Origin of the sequence: Kribbella sp. NPDC004536, assembly GCF_042873835.1 — a bacterium.
Classification (GTDB): domain Bacteria; phylum Actinomycetota; class Actinomycetes; order Propionibacteriales; family Kribbellaceae; genus Kribbella.
Genome location: NZ_JBIALY010000002.1, coordinates 1,023,076 through 1,044,169, shown reverse-complemented (window position 1 = coordinate 1,044,169; position 21,094 = coordinate 1,023,076). Strand labels below are relative to the sequence as shown.

General features: G+C 68.1%; 25 protein-coding genes. 9 read left to right on the top strand and 16 right to left on the bottom strand.

What is annotated here, in order from left to right; genetic code table 11:
* Positions 1 to 47: 47 nt before the first annotated feature.
* Positions 48 to 782, top strand: a complete 735-nt coding sequence (locus ACFYRU_RS19790) for a phytanoyl-CoA dioxygenase family protein (protein ID WP_387660751.1) — start codon at positions 48 to 50, stop codon at positions 780 to 782.
* Positions 783 to 822: 40 nt separating this feature from the next.
* Here the strand turns inward: ACFYRU_RS19790 and ACFYRU_RS19785 are convergent, their stop codons facing one another.
* Both ACFYRU_RS19785 and ACFYRU_RS19780 read right to left on the bottom strand, forming a co-directional pair.
* Positions 823 to 1,239 (bottom strand): VOC family protein, encoded by a 417-nt coding sequence (locus ACFYRU_RS19785; protein WP_387660748.1) that lies wholly within the window; start codon positions 1,237 to 1,239, stop codon positions 823 to 825.
* A gap of 167 nt (positions 1,240 to 1,406) precedes the next feature.
* Positions 1,407 to 2,084, bottom strand: coding sequence for a CGNR zinc finger domain-containing protein (locus ACFYRU_RS19780; protein ID WP_387660746.1), 678 nt, complete (start codon positions 2,082 to 2,084; stop codon positions 1,407 to 1,409).
* A 48-nt stretch (positions 2,085 to 2,132) separates the two neighbouring features.
* Between ACFYRU_RS19780 and ACFYRU_RS19775 the strand changes: the two genes are divergently transcribed.
* Genes ACFYRU_RS19775 through ACFYRU_RS19765 form a run of 3 tightly spaced genes read left to right on the top strand, consistent with a single transcriptional unit; the run spans position 2,133 to position 5,514 of the window.
* The gene (locus ACFYRU_RS19775; RefSeq protein WP_387660743.1) at positions 2,133 to 3,335 is read left to right on the top strand and encodes an MFS transporter; all 1,203 of its coding nucleotides are present in this window, start codon (positions 2,133 to 2,135) and stop codon (positions 3,333 to 3,335) included.
* On the top strand, positions 3,310 to 4,026 hold the full coding sequence (locus ACFYRU_RS19770; RefSeq protein ID WP_387660741.1) for a fructosamine kinase family protein: 717 nt from the start codon (positions 3,310 to 3,312) through the stop codon (positions 4,024 to 4,026). Before ACFYRU_RS19775 ends, ACFYRU_RS19770 begins: the two co-directional genes overlap by 26 nt.
* Positions 4,027 to 4,068: 42 nt before the next feature.
* Entirely contained in the window at positions 4,069 to 5,514 is a 1,446-nt protein-coding gene (locus ACFYRU_RS19765; RefSeq protein WP_387660738.1) for a beta-N-acetylhexosaminidase, read from the top strand.
* On the opposite strand, the gene ACFYRU_RS19760 is transcribed toward ACFYRU_RS19765, so the two are convergent.
* On the bottom strand, positions 5,511 to 5,786 hold the full coding sequence (locus tag ACFYRU_RS19760; RefSeq protein WP_387660735.1) for a protealysin inhibitor emfourin: 276 nt from the start codon (positions 5,784 to 5,786) through the stop codon (positions 5,511 to 5,513). The genes ACFYRU_RS19765 and ACFYRU_RS19760 overlap by 4 nt on opposite strands.
* A 423-nt stretch (positions 5,787 to 6,209) precedes the next feature.
* On the opposite strand from ACFYRU_RS19760, the gene ACFYRU_RS19755 reads away from it, so the two are divergent.
* The gene (locus tag ACFYRU_RS19755) at positions 6,210 to 6,413 is read left to right on the top strand and encodes a cold-shock protein (RefSeq protein ID WP_134100749.1); all 204 of its coding nucleotides are present in this window, start codon (positions 6,210 to 6,212) and stop codon (positions 6,411 to 6,413) included.
* 102 nt (positions 6,414 to 6,515) lie between these two features.
* Here ACFYRU_RS19755 and ACFYRU_RS19750 read toward each other — a convergent pair whose 3' ends face one another.
* From ACFYRU_RS19750 to whiA, 10 genes are all read right to left on the bottom strand, one after another.
* Positions 6,516 to 7,376 carry an LLM class flavin-dependent oxidoreductase gene (locus ACFYRU_RS19750; protein ID WP_387660732.1) on the bottom strand — a complete coding sequence of 287 codons (861 nt, stop codon included), beginning with the start codon at positions 7,374 to 7,376 and terminating at the stop codon, positions 6,516 to 6,518.
* Between the two features lie 10 nt (positions 7,377 to 7,386).
* Positions 7,387 to 8,361, bottom strand: coding sequence for an SMP-30/gluconolactonase/LRE family protein (locus tag ACFYRU_RS19745; protein ID WP_387660730.1), 975 nt, complete (start codon positions 8,359 to 8,361; stop codon positions 7,387 to 7,389).
* Positions 8,362 to 8,442: 81 nt separating this feature from the next.
* Entirely contained in the window at positions 8,443 to 8,802 is a 360-nt protein-coding gene (locus tag ACFYRU_RS19740; protein WP_141860545.1) for an RNA polymerase-binding protein RbpA, read from the bottom strand.
* Between the two features lie 16 nt (positions 8,803 to 8,818).
* A complete protein-coding gene (gene secG, locus ACFYRU_RS19735; protein WP_387660727.1) occupies positions 8,819 to 9,052 on the bottom strand; it encodes a preprotein translocase subunit SecG in 234 nt (77 codons plus the stop codon).
* Positions 9,049 to 9,855 (bottom strand): triose-phosphate isomerase, encoded by an 807-nt coding sequence (gene tpiA, locus ACFYRU_RS19730; RefSeq protein ID WP_387660724.1) that lies wholly within the window; start codon positions 9,853 to 9,855, stop codon positions 9,049 to 9,051. The genes secG and tpiA overlap by 4 nt, the downstream gene beginning before the upstream one ends.
* Before the next feature lie 5 nt (positions 9,856 to 9,860).
* Complete coding sequence (locus ACFYRU_RS19725; protein WP_387660721.1) at positions 9,861 to 11,054, bottom strand: phosphoglycerate kinase; 1,194 nt, start codon at positions 11,052 to 11,054, stop codon at positions 9,861 to 9,863.
* An 87-nt stretch (positions 11,055 to 11,141) separates the two neighbouring features.
* On the bottom strand, positions 11,142 to 12,146 hold the full coding sequence (gene gap, locus ACFYRU_RS19720) for a type I glyceraldehyde-3-phosphate dehydrogenase (RefSeq protein WP_387660718.1): 1,005 nt from the start codon (positions 12,144 to 12,146) through the stop codon (positions 11,142 to 11,144).
* 205 nt (positions 12,147 to 12,351) lie between these two features.
* The gene (locus ACFYRU_RS19715; RefSeq protein WP_387660715.1) at positions 12,352 to 12,471 is read right to left on the bottom strand and encodes a M4 family metallopeptidase; all 120 of its coding nucleotides are present in this window, start codon (positions 12,469 to 12,471) and stop codon (positions 12,352 to 12,354) included.
* A 21-nt stretch (positions 12,472 to 12,492) separates the two neighbouring features.
* Positions 12,493 to 12,912 (bottom strand): hypothetical protein, encoded by a 420-nt coding sequence (locus ACFYRU_RS19710; protein ID WP_387660713.1) that lies wholly within the window; start codon positions 12,910 to 12,912, stop codon positions 12,493 to 12,495.
* Positions 12,913 to 12,969: 57 nt separating this feature from the next.
* The gene (gene whiA, locus ACFYRU_RS19705) at positions 12,970 to 13,953 is read right to left on the bottom strand and encodes a DNA-binding protein WhiA (RefSeq protein ID WP_141860534.1); all 984 of its coding nucleotides are present in this window, start codon (positions 13,951 to 13,953) and stop codon (positions 12,970 to 12,972) included.
* A 126-nt stretch (positions 13,954 to 14,079) separates the two neighbouring features.
* Between whiA and ACFYRU_RS19700 the strand changes: the two genes are divergently transcribed.
* Together ACFYRU_RS19700 and ACFYRU_RS19695 are read left to right on the top strand one after the other, a co-directional pair.
* Positions 14,080 to 14,586: a SigE family RNA polymerase sigma factor gene (locus ACFYRU_RS19700; protein ID WP_387660709.1), complete on the top strand. Its 507-nt coding sequence runs from the start codon at positions 14,080 to 14,082 to the stop codon at positions 14,584 to 14,586.
* Positions 14,583 to 15,335, top strand: a complete 753-nt coding sequence (locus ACFYRU_RS19695; RefSeq protein WP_387660706.1) for a hypothetical protein — start codon at positions 14,583 to 14,585, stop codon at positions 15,333 to 15,335. The genes ACFYRU_RS19700 and ACFYRU_RS19695 overlap by 4 nt, the downstream gene beginning before the upstream one ends.
* On the opposite strand, the gene yvcK is transcribed toward ACFYRU_RS19695, so the two are convergent.
* The 3 genes from yvcK to uvrC are packed head-to-tail and all read right to left on the bottom strand — an operon-like array spanning position 15,316 to position 19,162.
* Positions 15,316 to 16,269 carry a uridine diphosphate-N-acetylglucosamine-binding protein YvcK gene (gene yvcK / locus ACFYRU_RS19690; RefSeq protein ID WP_387660703.1) on the bottom strand — a complete coding sequence of 318 codons (954 nt, stop codon included), beginning with the start codon at positions 16,267 to 16,269 and terminating at the stop codon, positions 15,316 to 15,318. The genes ACFYRU_RS19695 and yvcK overlap by 20 nt on opposite strands.
* Entirely contained in the window at positions 16,266 to 17,132 is an 867-nt protein-coding gene (rapZ, locus tag ACFYRU_RS19685) for an RNase adapter RapZ (protein WP_387660701.1), read from the bottom strand. The genes yvcK and rapZ overlap by 4 nt, the downstream gene beginning before the upstream one ends.
* On the bottom strand, positions 17,132 to 19,162 hold the full coding sequence (gene uvrC / locus ACFYRU_RS19680) for an excinuclease ABC subunit UvrC (RefSeq protein WP_387660698.1): 2,031 nt from the start codon (positions 19,160 to 19,162) through the stop codon (positions 17,132 to 17,134). Before uvrC ends, rapZ begins: the two co-directional genes overlap by 1 nt.
* Positions 19,163 to 19,244: 82 nt before the next feature.
* Between uvrC and ACFYRU_RS19675 the strand changes: the two genes are divergently transcribed.
* Both ACFYRU_RS19675 and ACFYRU_RS19670 read left to right on the top strand, forming a co-directional pair.
* The gene (locus ACFYRU_RS19675; protein ID WP_387660695.1) at positions 19,245 to 19,700 is read left to right on the top strand and encodes a DUF6194 family protein; all 456 of its coding nucleotides are present in this window, start codon (positions 19,245 to 19,247) and stop codon (positions 19,698 to 19,700) included.
* Positions 19,701 to 19,849: 149 nt separating this feature from the next.
* On the top strand, positions 19,850 to 21,070 hold the full coding sequence (locus tag ACFYRU_RS19670) for a S8 family peptidase (protein ID WP_387660692.1): 1,221 nt from the start codon (positions 19,850 to 19,852) through the stop codon (positions 21,068 to 21,070).
* The last annotated feature ends 24 nt before the right edge of the window (positions 21,071 to 21,094 follow it).

Sequence of the window (21,094 nt, the reverse complement as noted above, 5' to 3'; positions counted from 1 at the left end):
CGCGGCGGTGCTAGGCCCCGAGCACACCGAAAGCACAGGCTTGAGGCATGTTCGAAACCGACGGCTACGTCATCTTCCGCAACGTCATCGACCAGGACCTGATCAAGGAAGTGAACGATCATGTCGAATGGCTGCAGGCCCGGCATCCGGACGTACGGCCCGAGCAGCTCGGCCACGTCTACCTGCGCGACGACCCGTTCTGGGTCCGGCTGGTGAGCGACGACCGGCTCGTCGACATCGCCGAGAAGTTCGTCGGGCCGGACATCGCGCTGTTCGCGTCGCACTACATCTCCAAGCCGCCGTACTCCGGACAGCCGGTGCTGTGGCACCAGGACGCCGCGTTCTGGCCCCTCGACCCGATGGAGGTGGTGACGCTGTGGCTTGCCGTCGACCACTCGACGCCGGAGAACGGCTGCGTGCGGGTGATTCCAGGCAGTCATCGCTCCGGGATCGAAGGCATGCGCGACAACACCGACGTGGAGAGCGTGCTCGGCAAGGAGATCGCGGTCGAGGTCGACGAGGCGCAGGCCGTCGACATGGTGCTCGCACCCGGCGACGTCGAGGTGCATCACCCGAACATCGTGCACGGCAGCAACGCGAACACCTCGCCGCACCGGCGCTGCGGGCTGACGATCCGGTACATCCCGACCTCGACGCGGATCACCGACCCGGAGACGCCGTACCCGAGCGCGTTCCACCTGCGCGGGGAGCGCGGAGTGAACAGCTACCAGCCGGTCCCGCGCTACGACGCCACCCGGCACTTCAACTACACCGGGGCCTGACATGACGAAGGGCCCGTCTTCTGGCGGGCCCTTCGCTGTGTTACTCGAGGCAGATCCGGAACGGATGCCCCGCGGGGTCGGCGTAGATCCGCCAGCCGCGCGCGTTCTCCGCCGGTGGTGGGTCCAGCGGGTCGAGGGGCTCGGCCCCGAGTGCGACCACGGTCGCGTGACCACTGGACAGGTCCTCGACGATCAGGTCGAGGTGAAGGTCCTGCGCTTCGGTGCCGGGCCACGTGGCCGGCACGTACTCCTCCGAGCGCCGGAAGGCCAACGACGAGCTGCCCAACGAGGAACCGGGGCCGGTCAGGCTCCGCCAGTCCTCGTCACCGTTCTCGTCGATGTCCAGCCCCAGCAGCGCCGAGTAGAACTGGGCGAGCTCGAGTGGGTCCTGGCAGTCCAGCACCACCGAGCCGAGCCGCCCGGCAGTACTGCCCGGCTGCTCTGCCACCTGCGTCATCTGTCCTCCACATTCTGTTTCATCAACCTGCTCCGGGTAGGGGCAAGTAGGGGCAAGGCCCACTTCGTCGGAAGGCCCGGCCGCCTACGATGACAGGTCGCAGGGACAATTCGCACCTTTCGACACGCAATCTCGCGTGCTGATCCGGTCGCTGACAGTGATACTAACTACTGAACCTCGGGTACGGTGGTAGCGCGACGGCGCTCACCCAGCTTGCGGATCTTCGCCCGCGTGCCGCAGTCCTCCATTGCGCACCAGCGCCGTGAACCGTTCCGGCTGCGGTCCAGGAACAGCCAGCCGCAGCCGCCGTCGGCGACCGGGCACGCCTTCAGCTGCCGCAGGTCGACGGTCCGGACCAGCTCGACCGCCGCGACCACCAGGCGGTCCGGGATCAACTGCGCCGGCGACGTACCGACGAGCAGATCCGCGATCCCCCGCTTGCGGGCCGCGTCCGGCACCAGCATCGACCGCGCGGCCGCCGCGGACCAACGCAACATCAGGCGCTCGAACGCCGATCCCACGCTGTGCTTGACGCCGTCCGGCGCGACCACGGCGCCGGCGGCCCGCTTCGCGAGCACGTCGTAGGCCGCCTCGCGAATCTCGAGCGTCGCGTTCAGTGCCTTCGTGCCCAGCTCCGGCATCGACCGCCAGGTGCCCTCGACCGAGCTGTAGCCACGCAGGTCGATCAGCCCGATCCGCAGCGCCCAGGCGACCAACTCGGCGGGCGACGTCAGATAGTCGTGCTCGACGGCACCGCCCCGCAGCCGCGGGGTGACCGTGTTCGCCAGGTCGAGAACAGGGTGACCGCCCACGATGCGGAAATCCCCGTGAAACCTGTCGGCCATGGATGAGACGCTACCAGTAACCCTACTCATGCTGGGATCTGGTGACCTATGCCCCTCTCGTCTCGTCGAGCCACCGCAGCCCTGGTGTTCCTCGGCGTCTCGACGTTCTCGTTCGTGACCATCGAGGTGCTCCCGATCGGTCTGCTGACTGTCATCGCCGACGATCTGCACCGCACCCGCTCGCAGGTCGGCCTCCTCGTCACCGGGTACGCCGCGATCGTCGTCCTCGCGTCCCTTCCGCTCGCCCGTCTCACCCACCACCTCCCCCGCCGTCTCGTGCTGTCCGGCACGCTCGGGGTGCTCACGGTCGCCACCGCGCTCTCGGCGGCGGCCCCGTCGTACGGGCTGCTGTTCGTCGCGCGGCTGGTGATCGCCCTCTCGCAAGCACTGTTCTGGTCGATCGCGCCGCCGATCGCGACCAGTCTGTTCCCACCCGACTTCCGCGGCCGGGTGGTCGCACGTCTCGCGATCGGTACAGCGCTCGCACCGATCATCGGCATACCGCTCGGCACCTGGCTCGGCGAGCAGGTGGGGTGGCGAGTGCCGTTCGTGGTGATGACTGTGCTCGGCGCGGCTGCCTGTGTCGGAATCGTCGTCCTGCTGCCGCGTACCGAGGTGGCCGACAGTCCGTCGCGGCGGGGCAGCGCACCTGACCGCAGGCGGTACGTCGTACTGCTCGTCACGTCAGCTGTCGGAGTCACCGGGTTCCTGACGTTCAACACGTACGTCACACCGTTCCTGTTGGACATCACCGGGTTCACACGCGGCGCGCTCGGCCCGATGCTGATGGCGAGCGGCGTGGGTGGACTGGCCGGAACGTTGATCGTCGGGCGAGTGCTCGATCGGTACCCGTGGGGTGCTGTCGCGATCCCCTTGGGGCTGCTCACCGCCTGCTTGTTCCTGTTGTTCGCGCTCGGCCAGGTGCAGGTCGTCACCGTCGCCCTGATCGCGGTGATCGGTCTGGCGTTCAGCGGCCTCGCCGTCGCCACCCAGAGCCGGACGCTGCAGGTCGCTCCTGGTAGCACCGACATCGCGTCCGCCGGGACCAGCTCGGCGTTCAACGTCGGGATTGCGGCAGGAGCGTTCGTCGGTGGCGCATTGATCGACCACACATCCGTACGAGCTGTGGCACTCGTGGGCGGGTTGCTCACCGCAGCTGCGGCTCTCGTGATCTTGAGCGAGCCCCTGCTGACCAGGCGCCGTGCGGGCATGCAAGAGTCGCAGCATGACCTTTGTGAAGAGCCGGCCTGACGCACCGGCCGGGTTCTTCGAGGTCGAAGCTGCCGGGCTGCGGTGGCTCGCAGTACCGGGCGGTGTGCCGGTGGTTGAGCCGCTCGACGTGTCCCCCGTCCAGCTGACGACAGCCAGGCTGGAGTTCGCCCCGCCGACCGCGGCTGCTGCAGAGGAGTTCGGTCGGCGGCTGGCGGTCACGCATGACGCCGGCGCTCGCTACTTCGGCGTGCCGCCGGACGGATGGGACGGGGACGGCTACATCGGCACCCTGCCGCTGCCACACGCTGTGGAGCCGACAGGCTCGTGGGGAACGTTCTACGCGAACCTGCGGCTCCGTCCGTACGCCCTACCTGGCGTGGAACGTCTCTGCGAACGACTGGAAGCAGGGGTGTACGACGATCAGTCCGAAGCTCCTGCCCGAATCCATGGGGACCTGTGGTCCGGCAATGTGCTCTGGACACCCGACGGCGTGCACTTGATCGACCCTGCGGCACACGGCGGCCACAGGGAGACAGACCTTGCCATGCTTGCGCTCTTCGGGCTTCCACACCTGGAGCGAGTACTGCGGGCGTACGACGAGGTGCACCCGCTCACGGACGGCTGGCGCGACCGGATCGGGCTGCACCAACTGCACCCGTTGCTGGTCCACGCCGAGCTGTTCGGTGGCGGGTACGTGTCCCAAGCTCTCGACGTCGCCCGGAGATATTGAAGCCTCTTGACGTAACCACCGCGGCCGCGAACACTCTCGATCATGATTCCGCAGCCCACGGCGCAGCAGGCGCTCCCCGACCAGACCTTCACGCTGCAGCCCGACGCCACGATCGGCGCCGACGCCGCGGCCCGTACGATCGCCGACCAGCTCGCGGCACAGCTCCGGCGCTCCACCGGGTACGCGCTCCCGGTGCAGGACGGCGCCGGCACCATCACGCTGTCCATCCAGGGCACCCAGGACGGCGAGGCGTACGAGCTCCGCGTCGACGCGGACGGCGTGACGATCACGGCCGGGACCGGCGAGGGTGTCTTCCGCGGCGTCACGTCGTTCCGCCAGCTCCTGCCCGCGAAGGCCGAAGCCGCGACCCAGCAGGACGGTCCGTGGGAGGTCGCCGGTACGACGGTCTCGGACGCTCCGCGGTACGGGTACCGCGGCGTGATGCTCGACGTGACGCGGCACTTCTTCACCGTCGACCAGGTCAAGCACTTCATCGACCTCGTTTCGCTCTACAAGATCAACCGCCTGCACCTGCACCTCTCGGACGACCAGGGCTGGCGGATCCAGGTGGACTCCTGGCCGAACCTGACCGAGTACGGCGGCAGCCTGCAGGTCGGGGGCGGTACGGGCGGCTCGTACACGAAGGCCGAGTACGCCGAGCTTGTCCGGTACGCCGCGGAGCGCTACATCACCGTCGTACCCGAGATCGACACCCCTGGACACACCAACGCGGCGCTGGCGTCGTACGCCGAACTGACACCGGACGGTGTCGCACCGAAGCTCTACACCGAGACCGAGGTCGGCTTCAGCACGCTGACGGTTGCCCTGGACCGTACGTACGAGTTCCTGGACGACGTGTTCCGTGAGGTCGCGGAGCAGACGCCGGGCGACGTCGTGCATCTCGGCGGGGACGAGGCGCACTCGACGCCGCACACGGACTACCTGACGTTCGTACCGAAGGCGGCCGAGCTGGTCGTGAAGCAGGGCAAGACAGTAATGGGGTGGCACGAGATCGCCGACGCGCCGCTGCCGGCCGGGACCGTCGTGCAGTACTGGGGCACTGAGAACGAGAAGGCCCAGGCGCTCGCGGTGAAGGCCGTCGAGCAGGGCGCAACGCTCGTACTCTCCCCCGCCAACCGGGCGTACCTGGACATGAAGTACGACGCGGAGACGCCGCTCGGACTCGACTGGGCCGGCCTGGTCAGCGTCGAGCAGTCGTACAGCTGGAACCCGGCCACGCTCATCCCGAACGTGCCGGCCGGTGCGATCGACGGCGTCGAGGCGCCGCTGTGGACCGAGACCCTCGACGACCTGCCCAAGGTCGAGTTCATGGTGTTCCCGCGGCTGCCCGGGATCGCCGAGCTCGGCTGGTCCGCGGAGGACGCGCTCGACTGGACGGCGTACAAGGACCGGCTGGCTGAGCAGGCGCCGCGGTGGGAGGTGCTCGGCGTCAACTTCTACCGGGCGCCGGAGATCGACTGGCGTTAACGACTGAGGATCCGATCGAACAGCCACGCGGTGGTCGGGTCGACGTCCTGTTCGGCGACGGTGTGCTGCGTGGCGTCCGCGTCGCGGGCGTCACGCACCTCGAGGCGGTACACGTAGCGGTCGGGCTGCGGCCGGCCGGAACCGAGGTCCTTGGTAGCCAGCGCATGGGCCGCCGCCTCCAGCCGGTCCGCGTCCGGCTGCTCGGCGGTGTCGAGCTCGCCCTGCTTGGTCAGACCCGCGAATCCACCGGTCCGGATCACCGTCAGGATCATTTCCGTCTCCTTGCTGTTGCACCCCGCGCAACTGTCCACAGCCGCGCGACACGCCGGGAAATTCGATCAGGATCGTGCGCCCATCACCCGGCGTACCGGTCAATTGTCCTTCGTTGCCAATGTCGCGTACCCGGTGCCGCGCGCGAAACAGCAGGTAGGCGCCGGATTTCCGGTTCCGGGCAAGGCCCAGGATGCCCCGGAACAGCCGTGTACGGAGGGTAGCGATTGACGACAATCAGCGACACGTGTTTGTGGTCACCCCTACCATCGCGGCGCAGAACGGCTACAGTTGTGGCGTTGCAGTTTTGGACTCCCTGACTTTGCTGTGCTGCATGGCCGGTCTGTCGTCTGGGGCCTTTCGGCGACGCGTGGTCCATGAGGTGTGGGCCACGGATTGTTAATAGCCATCGAGGAGATAGACAAATGGCTGTCGGTACTGTCAAGTGGTTCAACGCTGACAAGGGCTTCGGCTTCATCACCCCGGATGACGGTGGCGCGGACGTGTTCGCGCACTACTCGGCCATCCAGATGTCGGGCTTCCGCTCGCTGGACGAGAACCAGCGCGTCGAGTTCGAGATCACCCAGGGCCAGAAGGGCCTGCAGGCGGAGAACATCCGCGCGATCTGATCGCCCTTCCAGCACACAACGAAGGGGCCGCACACCGACCGGCGTGCGGCCCCTTCGTCATGCTCGGCACAGTCATGCTCGGCGCAGTCACGTTCGGCACAGTCACGTTCGGCGCAGTCGCGGGATCAGCTCGGTGGCGACCTGCTCCAGGACCGCCTCGGAGCCGCCGTACACGCCTTCCGACCTGGGCCAGTGGGTGATCAGGTCGGTGAAGCCGAGCGCGGCCGCGCGGCCGGTGATTTCTTCGAAGGCGTCTGGGCTGGACAGCGCGTAGACCGCGTTGTCCATCGACAGGTAGCGGTCGAACTGGCGGCCGTCGAGAAGGTCGTCGAGGCGGTGGCTCAGGTCGGCTAGCGACGCGAACCAGGTGTCGAGCGTGGTCTTGTCTCCCCCGGTCGTCATCCAGCCGTCGCCGTACTTCGCGGCGAACCGGAGCGAGCGCGGGCCGTTGCCCGCCAGGATGAACGGCACGCGCGGTTGCTGGACGCAGCCCGGGAGCGTGCGGGCGTTGCGGGTCTCGTAGTACTCGCCCTTGAAGTCCACGCCGTCGGTGGTGAGCAGGATGTCGAGCAGCTTCACGAACTCCTCGTACCGGTCCTGCCGCTGCCGCGGCGTCAGGTCCGGCCCGCCCTGGATGGTCGCGTCCAGGCTGCCGCCGGCGCCGATCCCGCACAGGAAGCGGCCGTCGGAAACGTCGTCGATCGCCAGGATGTCCCGGGTCAACGCCAGCGGGTGGCGGAAGTTCGGCGAGGTGACGAACGTACCGAGCTTGATCGTCGACGTCACCGTCGCGGCCGCCGTCAGCGTCGGCGTCGTCCCGTACCACGGCGAATCCTGCAGACCACTCCAGGTCAGGTGGTCGTACGTCCACGCATGATCGAACCCGTACTCCTCAGCCCGCCGCCACCGCCGCGCAGCCTCCCGCCACCGATACTCCGGCAGCACCGCAATCCCGAAACGCATGCCCGCGAGCCTACGGCGTCGGGAAGGTGGCGAGGGAGGTGGTGCCGATGCTGCCGAGCCAGACTTTGCCGTTGCGTTCGCGGACGCCGGTGGGCATGTGGAAGTGGGGGTGTTTGGCGCGGAGGTCGTGGACGAGTTTGCCGGTCTCGTCGTAGGCCTGGATCTCGATGATGTCGGCGGCCTTCGGCTTGAGCGCGTCCGGCAACGACCACACGAGCTTGCGGAACACCGGGTGCTTCGGCAGCAGCAGGTCGAGTACGGCGTTGCGCGGCGAACCGACCGCGACCCAGATCAGGCCGTCCGAGCCGCGGGCGATGTTGTCCGGCAGACCTGGGATCGTGGCGATCTGCACAGGCTCCGCGCCGTCGGCCGTCAGGTCGAGCTTGTACAGCCCGTACGTCGCGGTCTCGGCCCAGAACAGCGCCGTACGGTCCGCGCTCAGTGCGACGCCGTTCGGGAAGCCACGACCGGTCGCGAGCCGGGTCACCGCACCGTCCGGAGTGCGGCGGTAGACGCTGCCCGTGGTGGAGTGCTCGAGCAGGTCCGCCATCCACTCGTCGATGCCGAACCGCGTGGACGAGTCGGTGAAGTAGATCGTGCCGTCCTCGGTGACGTCGGCGTTGTTGCAGAACCGCATCGGCCGGCCGTCGATCTCGGACAACAGCGTGCTGACCCGGTTGTTCTTGTCGAGCGTCAGCAGGCCGCGGTTCGCGTCGCAGATCAGCACCTTGCCGTCGGGCAGCCACTCCAGCCCGAGCGGACGCCCGCCGGTGTCGGCCAGCGTACTGATGGTCTTCCCGTCGCCAGAGACCCGCAGGATGCGCCCGTCGTACAGCCCGGTGAGAACGCTGCCGTCATCATCGATCAACGTGTCCTCAGGCCCAGCACCCGGCAGCTCGACGACCTCGACGTCGACGTTCTGCGGATGCCGCACCGGCGGCGCAGGCGGCGGAGTCCATCGAACCGGCGCAATCGGTGTCTTCATGCCCAGACCCTAGCGCGCTGCACCGGTACAACCACAAACGGCTACAGCCCGGCCGAACCGACCGGGCTGTAGCCGTTGCTGCTAGTAGATGACCTCGCCGCGGGCGCGCCGGGCGCGCAGCTTCTCGAGGGCCTCGTCGAGGATCTCCTGGGCCTCCTGCTCGGAGCGGCGCTCCTTCACATAGGCCAGGTGGGTCTTGTAGGGCTCGATCTTCGGCGGCGGAGGCGGGTTGTTCACATCGGTGCTGGTCGGCAGACCGCACCGTGGACAGTCCCACTCCTCCGGGATGGCCGCCTCGACCGCGAACCAGGTCGCGGTCTCGTGCCCGTTCGCACAGAAGAACACGATGCGCTGCCGGGGCGCGGTGTCGCCGCGCTCCGCCTCGCCCATCGGCCCGGCACCGACCCGGCTGCCACGAATCGCACTGCCACCACCAGCCACGGGAACCTACTCCCCCTCAGCCGAGCTTGTAGAGCAGGCCGAGCGCGACGATGGCGGCGAACCACACCAGACCGACACCGATGGTGATCCGGTCCAGGTTCCGCTCGGCGACCGACGAGCCGCCCAGGCTGGACGAGACACCACCACCGAACAGGTCCGACAGGCCGCCACCGCGGCCCTTGTGCAGCAACACCAGCAGCGTCAGGAAGAGGCTGCAGACGATCACGACGATCGAGAAAGCGAGTTTCACGAGGAGTAGCCTAACTGAAGGTCCAGGTAACGGCAGATGCCGGCGAACTCGTCCACCTGAAGGCTCGCACCTCCGACCAGGCAGCCGTCGACATCCGGTTGGGCCATGATGCCACCTGCACTGGCCATCTTCACCGATCCGCCGTAAAGAATCCGTACCGAGTCGGCCACCGAGGGTGAAATCGACTCCTCGAGCCGGCCACGGATCGCGGCGATCACCTCCTGCGCGTCCTCCGGCGTGGCCACCTCGCCGGTACCGATCGCCCAGACCGGCTCGTACGCGATCACGACCTTGCGGACGTCGTCCTGCTTCAGACCGGCCAGGCCCGCGTCGACCTGCCCGAGGCAGTGCTCGACGTGACCGTTGGCCTTGCGGATCTCCAGACCCTCGCCGACACACATGATCGGGGTCAGGCCGGCCTCGATCGCCTTCGCGGTCTTCGCGTTGACGACCTCGTCGGTCTCGTTGTGGTACTGCCTGCGCTCGGAATGGCCGGTCAGCACGTACGTGCAGCCGAGCTTGGTGAGCATGCTCGCCGAGATCTCGCCGGTGTACGCCCCGGAGTCGTGCGTGGACACGTCCTGGGCGCCGTACTTGATCTTCATCCGGTCACCGTCGACCAGCGTCTGCACGCTGCGGATGTCGGTGAACGGCGGCAGCACCGCCACCTCGACCCGGTCGAAGTCGTGCTTCTTGTCCTGCAGCGTCCAGCTCAGCTTCTGCAGCAGGTGCACGGCCTCGACATGGTTGAGGTTCATCTTCCAGTTGCCCGCCATCAACGGCGTACGGGCAGCGTCTGCCATCTGCGTCAGTCCTCTTCGAGTACGGCGAGACCCGGGAGCTCCTTGCCCTCCAGGTATTCCAGCGACGCGCCACCACCGGTGGAGATGTGGCCGAACGCGTCGTCGGCGAAGCCTAGCTGCCGGACGGCGGCCGCGGAGTCACCGCCGCCGACGACACTCAGGCCGTCCACCTCGGTCAACGCCTGCGCGACGGCCTTGGTTCCGCCGGCGAACGCCGCCATCTCGAAAACGCCCATCGGGCCGTTCCAGAACACGGTCTTCGCGTCCGCGACCTCGGCCGCGAAGGCCTTGCCGGAGTCCGGGCCGATGTCCAGGCCGAGCTGGTCGGCCGGGATCGCGTCGGCCGCGACCACGGTGGTCGGGGACTCGGCCTTGAACTCGGGCGCGACCACGATGTCGGTCGGCAGCACGATCTTGTCGCCGGCCTCCTTCAGGTAGCCGCGGACCACGTCGAGCTGGTCCTCCTCGAGCAGGCTCTTGCCGACCTCGTGGCCCTGCGCCTTCAGGAACGTGAAGACCATGCCGCCACCGATCAGCAGCTTGTCCGCCTTCGCGAGCAGGTTGTCGATCACCGCGAGCTTGTCCGACACCTTCGCGCCGCCGAGTACGACGACGTACGGCCGGGCCGGCTCCTCGGTGAGCTTCTTCAGTACGTCGACCTCGGCGAGCACCAGGCCGCCGGCGGCATGCGGGAGCTTGCGGGCCACGTCGTACACGCTGGCCTGCTTGCGGTGCACGACACCGAAGCCGTCGCTGACGAACACGTCCGCGAGTGCGGCCAGCTCGTCGGCCAATGCGTCGCGCTCGGTCTCGTCCTTGCTCTCCTCGCGCGGGTCGTACCGGACGTTCTCCAGCAGCAGGACCTCGCCCTCGTCCAGGTCCTGGACGGCGGACTGCGCCGCGTCACCGGTGACATCGGTGGCGAACCGCACCGTGATGCCCTCCGGCTGCAGCAGCTCGCCGAGCCGCTTGGCCACCGGGGCCAGCGTGAACTCCGGGTTCGGCTTGCCCTTCGGGCGGCCGAGGTGCGCGGTGACGATCACCTTCGCGCCGGCCTTGGCCAGCTTCACCAGGGTCGGCAGCGAGGCACGGATCCGGCCGTCGTCGCCGATCACCTCGTTCTTGATCGGCACGTTCAGGTCGGACCGGACCAGCACCCGCCGGCCCGCCAGGTCACCGAGATCTTCGATGGTCTTCACAGTTCAGCTTCCTCGATCGGCTTCCTCAGGTGAACGAGCTCGCGCCCGGAGACGACACCAGCTCTCCGGACGCGAGCAGGGAATGCGTCAGAGCGAGGCGCCGACGTGGTTGACCAGGTCGACGAGGCGGTTCGAGTAGCCCCACTCGTTGTCGTACCAGCCGTACACCTTCACCTGGTTGCCGATGACCTTGGTGATCGGCGCGTCGTAGATGCACGACGCCGGGTCGGTGACGATGTCGGAGGAAACGATCGGGTCCTCGCTGTACCGCAGGATCCCCTTGAACGGACCGTCGGCCGCGGCGCGGTAGGCGGCGTTGATCTCGTCCACGCTGACCTCGCGGGACAGGTCCACGGTCAGGTCGGTGATCGAGCCCGTCGGCACCGGGACGCGCAGCGAGTACCCGTCCAGCTTGCCCTGCAGCTCCGGCAGCACCAGGCCGATCGCCTTCGCGGCACCGGTGGATGTCGGCACCACGTTCAGCGCGGCGGCGCGGGCGCGACGCAGGTCCTTGTGCGGGCCGTCCTGCAGGTTCTGGTCCTGGGTGTACGCGTGGATCGTGGTCATCAGACCCTTCTCGATCGTGAACGCGTCGTGCAGGACCTTGGCCAGCGGGGCGAGGCAGTTCGTGGTGCAGGACGCGTTCGAGATGATCGTGTGCTTCTCGGCGTCGTACAACTGGTGGTTCACGCCCATCACCACGGTCAGGTCCTCGTTCTTCGCCGGGGCGGAGATGATGACCTTCTTGGCGCCGTTGTCGGCGTGCGTCTTCGCCTTGGTGGCGTCGGTGAAGAAGCCGGTGGACTCGATCACGACGTCGGCACCGACGTCGGACCACTTGAGGTTCGCGGGGTCGCGCTCGGCGAACGCCTTGATGCTCTTGCCGGCAACGGTGATGTCGTCGTCGGTGGCGGAGACCTCGCCGGGGAAGCGGCCCAGGATCGAGTCGTACTTCAGCAGGTGAGCGAGAGTCTGGTTGTCGGTCAGGTCGTTGACGGCGACGACCTCGATGTCGGCACCGGACGCCTGCACGGCGCGGAAGAAGTTACGGCCGATGCGGCCGAAGCCGTTGATACCTACGCGTACGGTCACGGGACTACGTCTCCTCGAATCTAGCTTTGACACTGCCGCTACAGCCCGAACACTAGCCCAACAGCCCACTCGGTCAACTGGTAGCGTCCAGATAAGACCACCGGTAGTTTTTCACCGTTTCAGACCAGACCACTGACTGGTACGACGAGCGGCGATTTCCGGAAAGTCTCTCCGGAAACCGCCGCTCGCACTGCTGTTCATCCGATCAGGGAAGACCGTTCACCGCCGCGGTCCGGGCGCCGTGGTAGTCGGTCCGCGACGTCATGTACGTCGTCAGCGCGCGGTACCAGATCTTCTCGGCCTTGGACATCCCGATGCCGGTCACCGTGGCGCCCTGGGCGGATGTTCAGCCCAGGCCGAGGGCCGGTTTCGCCGCGTGGGTGCCGGCGGTGCTTTCCTTCGCGCCGTCGGCCGACTGTGCCTGCTGTGCCGACGGACTCACGCTGCCGAGTGGTGTCTGGCCGCCGTTCAGCAGCCGCTGTGCAAGCGCCACATCACCCGCGGGCCCGACACCGAGCGCCCCCGCGACCTTGTCCATGCGGCTCGGCTGCGCTGCCTGGAAGCCGTCGTCCGGCCAGTTGGGCGCCGCCTCCTCGGGATCGGCGACCATCTTTCCCTGCTTGGCGGCCTCGGCCGCTTTGCGGGCTTCCTCCGCCTTCCTGAAGTCCTCCAGCTCCTTCGCCCGCTGAGCCGCCTGTTGGCGGTTCTGCTCGCCGATGAGCGCCTGCCGACGCTGCTCCAGCTCTTCCTCGTTTGCATCACCCATGCGGTAATCCAACCGAGCGCGCAAGTCCCGTGCATCCGGCGTTGGATAACGATTCGGTCAGGCTGGGTCGAGCATTTCTGGGGTGAGGTTGGCTTCGGTGTTGGGGATGCCGAGGTCGGAGGCTCGTTTGTCGGCCATCGCGAGGAGGCGGCGGATGCGGCCGGCGACCGCGTCCTTGGTGAGGGCCGGTTCGTGCAGCTGGCCGAGTTCCTCGAGGCTGGCCTGCTTGTGTTCGAGGCGCAGTTTGCCCGCCACCTGGAGGTGGTCCGGTACGTCGTCGCCGAGGATCTCCAGGGCGCGTTCGACCCGGGCGCCGGCGGCGACCGCGGCGCGGGCCGAGCGGCGGAGGTTGGCGTCGTCGAAGTTCGCGAGCCGGTTCGCGGTGGCGCGTACCTCGCGGCGCATCCGGCGTTCCTCCCACGCGAGCACCGACTCGTGCGCACCGAGCCGGGTCAGCAGCGCGCCGATCGCGTCACCGTCGCGGATCACCACGCGGTCCACGTTGCGTACCTCGCGCGCCTTCGAACCGATTCCGAGCCGCCGCGCCGCACCGACCAGCGCCAGCGCCGCCTCCGGACCGGGGCACGTCACCTCGAGCGAGGACGACCGCCCGGGCTCGGTCAGCGAACCGTGCGCCAGGAACGCACCACGCCAGGCCGCCACCGCATCACACGACGCCCCCGAAACGACCGCCGGCGGCAGCCCACGTACCGGACGACCACGGTTGTCCACGAGACCGGTCTGCCGAGCCAGCGCGTCACCGTCGCGAACCACGCGGACGACGTACTTCGTCTGCTTGCGAATGCCCGACGGCGAGATCACCACCACGTCCGACGGGTGCCCGAAGATCTCGGCGATGTCCTTGCGCAACCGCCGGGCCGCGGCGCCACTGTCCAGCTCCGCCTCCACGACGATCCGCCCCGACACCAGATGCAGCCCGCCCGCAAACCGCAGGATCGACGAAACCTCAGCCTTGCGGCAACACGGTTTCGTCACCTGAATACTGGTCAGCTCGGACTTCACCTGTGCTGTCATCGCCATAGAAAGCATCCTCCCACCCATGTCAAAGACCCTCGGAGGAGAGAACGCCCTGTGAGTCCCGTGGTTACGTTGCAACCTTCTTCGTGGGTGGGGGCGTTACTTCGGGGACAAGCTGACAGGAGGGGTATGAAGGCACCCGACGAAGCCGAGTTCACCGAGTTTGCAGCGTCGTCGATACGGCGGCTGCGCAGTACGGCGTACCTGATGTGCGGCGACTGGCATCGGGCCGAGGACGCTGCCCAGGACGCATTGGTGAAGGTGTACCGGCGCTGGCACCGGATCGACCGTACGCAAGGCCTGAACGGGTATGCCCACAAGTGCCTGGTCACCGCCGTACTCGACCAGTCGCGCCGGTCGTGGCGCCGCGAACGCCTCGTCGACGCCGAGGACCAGGTCGCGGCACTCCCCGATCCCGGCGGCACCGTCGACGACAAGCTTCTCGTCGTTCAGGCGCTCGCCGCTCTCACACCGGGCCAGCGCGCCTGCGTCGTACTGCGGCACTACGCCGACCTCAGCCTCGAACAGACCGCCGACGTACTCGGCATCGGCACCGGTGGCGTGAAGAGCCAGACCTCGCGCGGCCTCACCCGCCTCCGCGAACTCCTCGACCAGACCGAAAGGAGCGCCACGTGACCATCGACATCGAACGCCTTCTGGCCACCGCCGCGGACGACTCCGACCAGCCGCTCACGACACACGTCGGCGACCTGGTCCAACGCGGCCGGAGGTCGGTACGACGGCGCCGCGTCGCCACCCTCGCCACAACCGCCGTGGCGGTCGCCGCAGCTGCCGGCGCCGTGACCGCATGGCCCGTCCACCGGGCCGACCCGGCCCCAGCCGCGCGCACTCCCGGCTCCGTACAGACCATCGACGCGACGACCGGCAGGATCATTCAGCCCGCGCCGCCGGTCAGCCCGCTCACGGACGACGACATCCTCCAGCGCTGCGCACGCGTCGACCAGCCGCCGGCGTCATGGGACAAGGCCGGACCGATCGACATCACCTGGAGCGTCCCGCTCAAGACAGGTCAGGGCGAGCGCTTCTACGCCGTTCTCCTGTCACCGGACCGTACTGTCGGCATCGGCTGTGAGCAGGAAGGCGGCGGCCACGTCTCCCTGATGCGCCACGACCTCGACAACCGCAACGGCACGGAACCACTGCCGCTCTGGACGAACCAGGGCCGCGGCCCGGCGGACCTCGCCCGGGTAGTCGCGGACACGCCTGACGGCAAGTACCTGCGCCTCGGCCTGGTCGGGCGAGACGGATTCTTCGCCTTCGGCCGGGGAGGCTTCGACACGACCGCACCGGCCGCGTCGGTACGCGGGTACGACGACGCAGGCCGGCTTGTGCTGCAGCGGCAGCTCAGACTGCCGGCCGGCTGAAGATCTCCCGGTAGACCTTGGCGAGTTTGTCCGGAGCGTGGTGCAGGTCGCGATCGTCGTCGGCGACGTCGGCGATCACGAGCTCGGCTCCGAGGGACTCCGCGGTCCGGCGGAGTGACTCGGGGTCGGGCACGTGACCTACGTCGGCGAGCACGACGTCGATGCGCAGGTCCGGGGCGTGGCCGGCCAGCACCTCCAGGTGGGTCTCGGGCGAGAACCCGTCGGTCTCCCCCTTCTGCTCACCCAGGTTCAGCGTCAGGAGCCGGCGGGCGCTGGTCTGCTCGAGGCCGCGACACAGCTCCGGCACGAGCAGGTTGGGGATCACCGACGTGAACCAGGAACCCGGACCGACGACGACCCAGTCCGCTTCCGCGACCGCCACCAGCGCCTCCGGGCACGCCGGCGGATCGGCCGGATCGAGCGCCACGTCGACCACATGTCCTTCGGTCGACGCCACCTCGGCCTGGCCGCGGATCTCGGTGATCGCCTCCGGCCGAGCCGGATCGAGCCCGAGCACCCGAGCGGTGATGTCCAGCGGTACGGCCGACATCGGCAGCACCCGGCCCTGCGCGCCGAGCAGCCGGGCGACCCAGTCGAGCCCGTCGACGGCCTCACCGAGCAGCTCCCACAACGCCACGATCAGCAGGTTGCCGACCGCGTGGTCGTGCAGCTCACCGTTGCTGCGGAAGCGATGCTGCAGTACGTCGGCCCACGTCCGGCCCCACTCGTCGTCGCGGCACAACGCCGCCAGCGCCATCCGGAGATCGCCCGGTGGCAGTACGCCGAGCTCCTGCCGCAGCCGGCCGGACGAGCCGCCGTTGTCGGCGACCGTGACGACCGCCGTCAGCTGATCGGTGACATGACGCAACGCGGACAGGGACGCGGCCAGACCGTGTCCCCCACCTAACGCAACGACCCGTGGAGCCCTCGTCACTCACGCCCCAGATCCCGGTGCACTACCAACGTCGGTGAGCCCTTCTCGCGCAGCCTCCGGGCGATCTCCTCGGCCATCGCGACGCTGCGGTGCTTGCCCCCGGTGCAGCCGATCGCGACAGTGACGAAGCGCTTGCCCTCGTTCAGGTAGCCGGTCCGCAGGGTGTCCAGTACGTCCACGTAGTTCTCGAGGAACTGCTGGGCCAGCGGATGGCCGAGCACGAAGTCTGACACAGGCTTGTCCTGCCCGGTCATCGGGCGCAGGTCCGGCTGCCAGTACGGGTTCGGGATGAAGCGCATGTCGGCGACCACGTCGGCGTCCACCGGGATGCCGTACTTGAACCCGAACGACACCACGGTCGCGCGCAGCTCGGCGTTCTCCTCGTCGCCGAACGCGTTCACGATCTTCGCGGCGAGCTGGTGGATGTTCAGGCTGGAGGTGTCGATCACGAGGTCGGCGCCGGCCCGGATGTCGCCGAGCAGTTCGCGTTCGCGCTGGATGCCGTCCAGCAGCCGGCCCTCGCCCTGCAGCGGATGCGGCCGGCGGACGCCCTCCTGCCGGCGCACGATCACGTCGTCGGACGCCTCCAGGAACAGCGTCAGCGGCCGGTATCCCTTCAGCCGCAGGTCGTGGATCGCCGAGCTCAGCTCACTGAAGAACAGGCCGGTCCGGACGTCGACGACGACCGCGAGCCGCGGCGCCGCACCCGTACCGACCACCTGCTCGACGATCGTGGTCAGGAACATCGGCGGCAGGTTGTCCACCACGAACCAGCCGAGGTCCTCCAGCACGTCCGCGACCGAGCTGCGGCCCGCGCCGGACATCCCGGACACGATGATCAGGTTGCCGCCCGTGTCGTCCATCAGTTCTCTGTTCTCCCTGGGTCCCCGTCGGGCGCCCCAGCAGTCGCGGGGACGTCGTCGCCCAGTATCTCGCCTGTCGCGGTGTTGACCGACGGAGCCCGGCCGGTTTCCGCCTTCGTTGCCGCAGCGTTAACCGCCAGTACGACGGACTCCGCCAGCCGCGGCCCGAAACCTGGCAACTCGGCCACCTCGTCGATCGTGGCGCCGCGCAGCTTCTTGAGCGAGCCGAAGTGCCGCAGCAACGTCTTACGCCGCACCTCACCCAGTCCTGGGACCTCGTCAAGGGTGCTCTCGACCATCGACTTCGACCGCCTGTTCCGGTGGTGCGTGATCGCGAACCGGTGCGCCTCGTCGCGGAGACGCTGGAGCAGGTAGAGCCCTTCGGAGGTCCGCGAGAAGATCACCGGGTCTTCCTCGTCGGGCACCCACACCTCTTCGAGCCGCTTGGCCAGGCCGACCACCGGGATGTCGCCGACGCCGAGTTCATCCATCGCCTGGCGGGCTGCCGCTACTTGAGGCGGTCCACCATCGACGACCACGAGTCCTGGCGCATAGGCGAACTTCTTCGCTCTCCCAGTCTCGGGATCGATGAGAGCGGCCGTTGGGTCTTCCTCTTCTGTCTGGCCGGCGCGTTCGTCGAGGAGGCGTTTGAAGCGGCGGGTGAGGACCTCGGCGATCGAGGCGACGTCGTTCTGCCCCTCGACGCCCCTGATCACGAACCGCCGGTACTCGCTCTTGCGCGGCAGGCCGTCCTCGAAGACGACCATCGACGCGACCACCTCGGTGCCCTGCAGGTTCGAGATGTCGTAGCACTCCAGCCGCAGCGGCGCCTCGGGCAGGTCGAGCGCGGCCTGGATCTCCTCCAGCGCCTGGTTGCGCGTGGTCAGGTCGCTGGCCCGCTTGGTCTTGTGCATGGTCAGCGTCTGCAGCGCGTTCCGCTCGACGGTCTCCATCAGCGCCTTCTTGTCGCCGCGCTGCGGCACCCGGATCGACACCCGCGCACCGCGCAACTCCTCGAGCCACTGGGTCAGCGCGTCCGCGTCCTCGGGCATCGTCGGGACCAGGATCTCCCGCGGGATCGAGTCGCCCGAGTCGCCGGCGTACGTCTGCTGGATGAACTGCGAGACCAGGTCGGCGGTCGTTGCCGTCCCGTCCGCCTTGTCGGCGATCCAGCCGCGTTCACCGCGGATCCGGCCGCCGCGGACATAGAAGATCTGCACCGCGACCTCGAGCGGGTCCTCGCTGAGCGCGATCACGTCAGTGTCGGTGCCGTCACCGAGGACCACCGCATTCTTGGCCAGCGCCTTCTCCAGTGCGGCCAGGTCGTCGCGGATCTTGGCGGCCCGCTCGTACTCCAGCTCGGCGGCCGCGGCCTGCATCTCCTTCTGCAGACGGCGGACGTACGTCGCGGTCTGGCCGGACAGGAACGCGGCGAAGTCCTCGACGATCTTGCGGTGCTCGTCCTGCGACACCTGGCCGGTGCAGGGCGCGGCGCACTTGCCGATGTAGCCGAGCAGGCAGGGCCGGCCGATCTGGCGGTGCCGGTTGAAGACGCCCTTGCTGCACGAGCGCATCGGGAACACCCGGAGCAGCAGGTCGACGGTCTCACGGATCGCCCAGGCGTGACTGTACGGACCGAAGTACTTCACGCCCTTCTTCTTCTGCCCCCGGCCGACCATCACCCGCGGGTAGTCCTCGTTGAGGGTGATGGCGAGCCACGGATACGACTTGTCGTCGCGGTACTTCACGTTGAAACGCGGGTCGTACTCCTTGATCCAGGAGTACTCCAGCTGCAGCGACTCGACCTCGGTGGCGACCACGGTCCACTCGACCTTCGAGGCCGTCGTCACCATCGCCTGCGTCCGCGGATGCAGGTTCACCAGGTCCTGGAAGTACGACGACAACCGGGCCCGGAGGTTCTTCGCCTTGCCGACATAGATCACCCGTCCGGCGGAGTCGCTGAAGCGGTAGACGCCGGGTGAGTCGGGGATCGATCCCGGAGCGGGACGGTAGGAGGACGGATCAGCCACCCAACCACCCTAGTTCGGTCCACCGACAAACCCGGAATCGGCACAAAGTCTCTACTGCTACTTCAATGACAGACTTGAAGGCATGAGATTCGAAGAAGTCGATCGAACGATCCGTACCTACGACGGCGTCCGGGTGCTCGAGGCCCAGGACGATCTCTTCTACCTGTACGACCCCGCCGGCGACCTGCCACCGGAACGGCAGCAGCCGTTCGCCACCATTGTCACCGGCGACCACTACGAGAACGTGTCGAACCTCGACCGGCCCGGCGCCTGGCGGCTGAACCTCGGCCTGACCAAGGCGACGTACGGCGAACTTCTCGGCCCGGTGCCGACCGGACGCGACGCCGACTGGGTGCTCGACTCTGGCCACGACTACGCCGCCCGCGACGTACTGATGCCGCATCCGTTCTACGCCTCGCAGTACTGGGTCGCGATCGTCGAGCCGACCGGCCTGGACCAGCTGCTCCCGTTGATCGACGAGGCGTACCGGTTCGCGGCCCGCAAGTACGCCAACCACGAAGCCAGGCAAACACGGTGAAGATTGCGTTCCTGTTGCGGGTTCGCTCATAAGTCGAGATTTATCCCCGGCTGGGATGGGCGAGCTGTCTTACTTGTGGACAAGGGTAGATGCGCAGGTCCTTTGCGTGAGGCAACAAGGCCTTGCGCTTACTCGAGGGAGTTCCGCCCATGTCCCCTTCCTTCAGCAGACCACGCGCCGTGTTCGGTGCGGTCGCCGCGGCCGCGCTGGCCGCGACGGGAATCGTCGCCACCGCGGCCGGCAGCAACGCCGCCTCCGGAGAACCCGCGGCGGTGACGATCCGCGGCGCCGGCAACCCGAACGCGATCCCCGGCAGCTACATCGTCGTCCTGGCCGGCCAGCGCTCGCAGGCCCAGACCCGGGTCGCCACCCAGAGCCTCGCCGCGAGCTACGACGTGAAGGTCAAGGACCAGTACGACGCGTCGATCAAGGGCTTCTCGGCGAACATGTCCGAGGACCAGGCGAAGAAGCTCGCCACCGACTCGCGGGTCGCGTACGTCCAGCAGAACCAGAAGATCACCGCGACCCAGGACAACCCGCCTTGGGGCCTGGACCGTGCCGACCAGCGCGCCCTGCCGCTGGACAAGAAGTACGAGCCGTCGACGGACGCGAAGAACGTCAACGTCTACATCATCGACACCGGCATCTACGCCAAACACCAGGACTTCGGTGACCGCGCCTCGGTCGGTACCGACACCGTCGGCGACGGCCAGAACGGCGTCGACTGCATGGGCCACGGCAGCCACGTGGCCGGCACCATCGGCGGTACGACGTACGGCCTGGCCAAGGCGGCGAAGCTGATCGCGGTCCGGGTGCTGGACTGCAAGGGCTCCGGGTCGACCGAGTCCGTGGTGGCCGGTATCGAATGGGTGACCAAGAACGCGAAGAAGCCGGCGGTCGCGAACATGAGCCTCGGCGGCGGGGCCGACGACGCCCTCGACGCCGCGGTGAAGGCATCGGTGGACTCCGGCGTCACGTACGCCGTTGCTGCCGGCAACGACAATGCGGACGCCTGCCAGAGCTCGCCGGCCAAGGAGCCGTCGGCGATCACGGTCGGCGCGACCGACGACCAGGACCAGCGCGCCGAGTTCTCCAACTACGGCAAGTGCGTCGACCTGTTCGCGCCGGGCGTCGACATCACCTCGGTCGGCATCACCGGCCCGGACGCGACCGCCAAGATGAGCGGTACGTCGATGGCGACACCGCATGTCGCGGGCGGGATCGCGCTCTACCTCGCCGACCACCCGGACGCCACCCCGGCCGACGTCGCGAAGGCGCTGGTCGGCAACTCGACCGCGGACAAGGTCGGCGACCCGGGCACCGGCTCGCCGAACAAGTTGCTGTACGTCGGAGCTCCCGACCAGTCCTGAAATCCTGATCGAAGACCCGGCCAC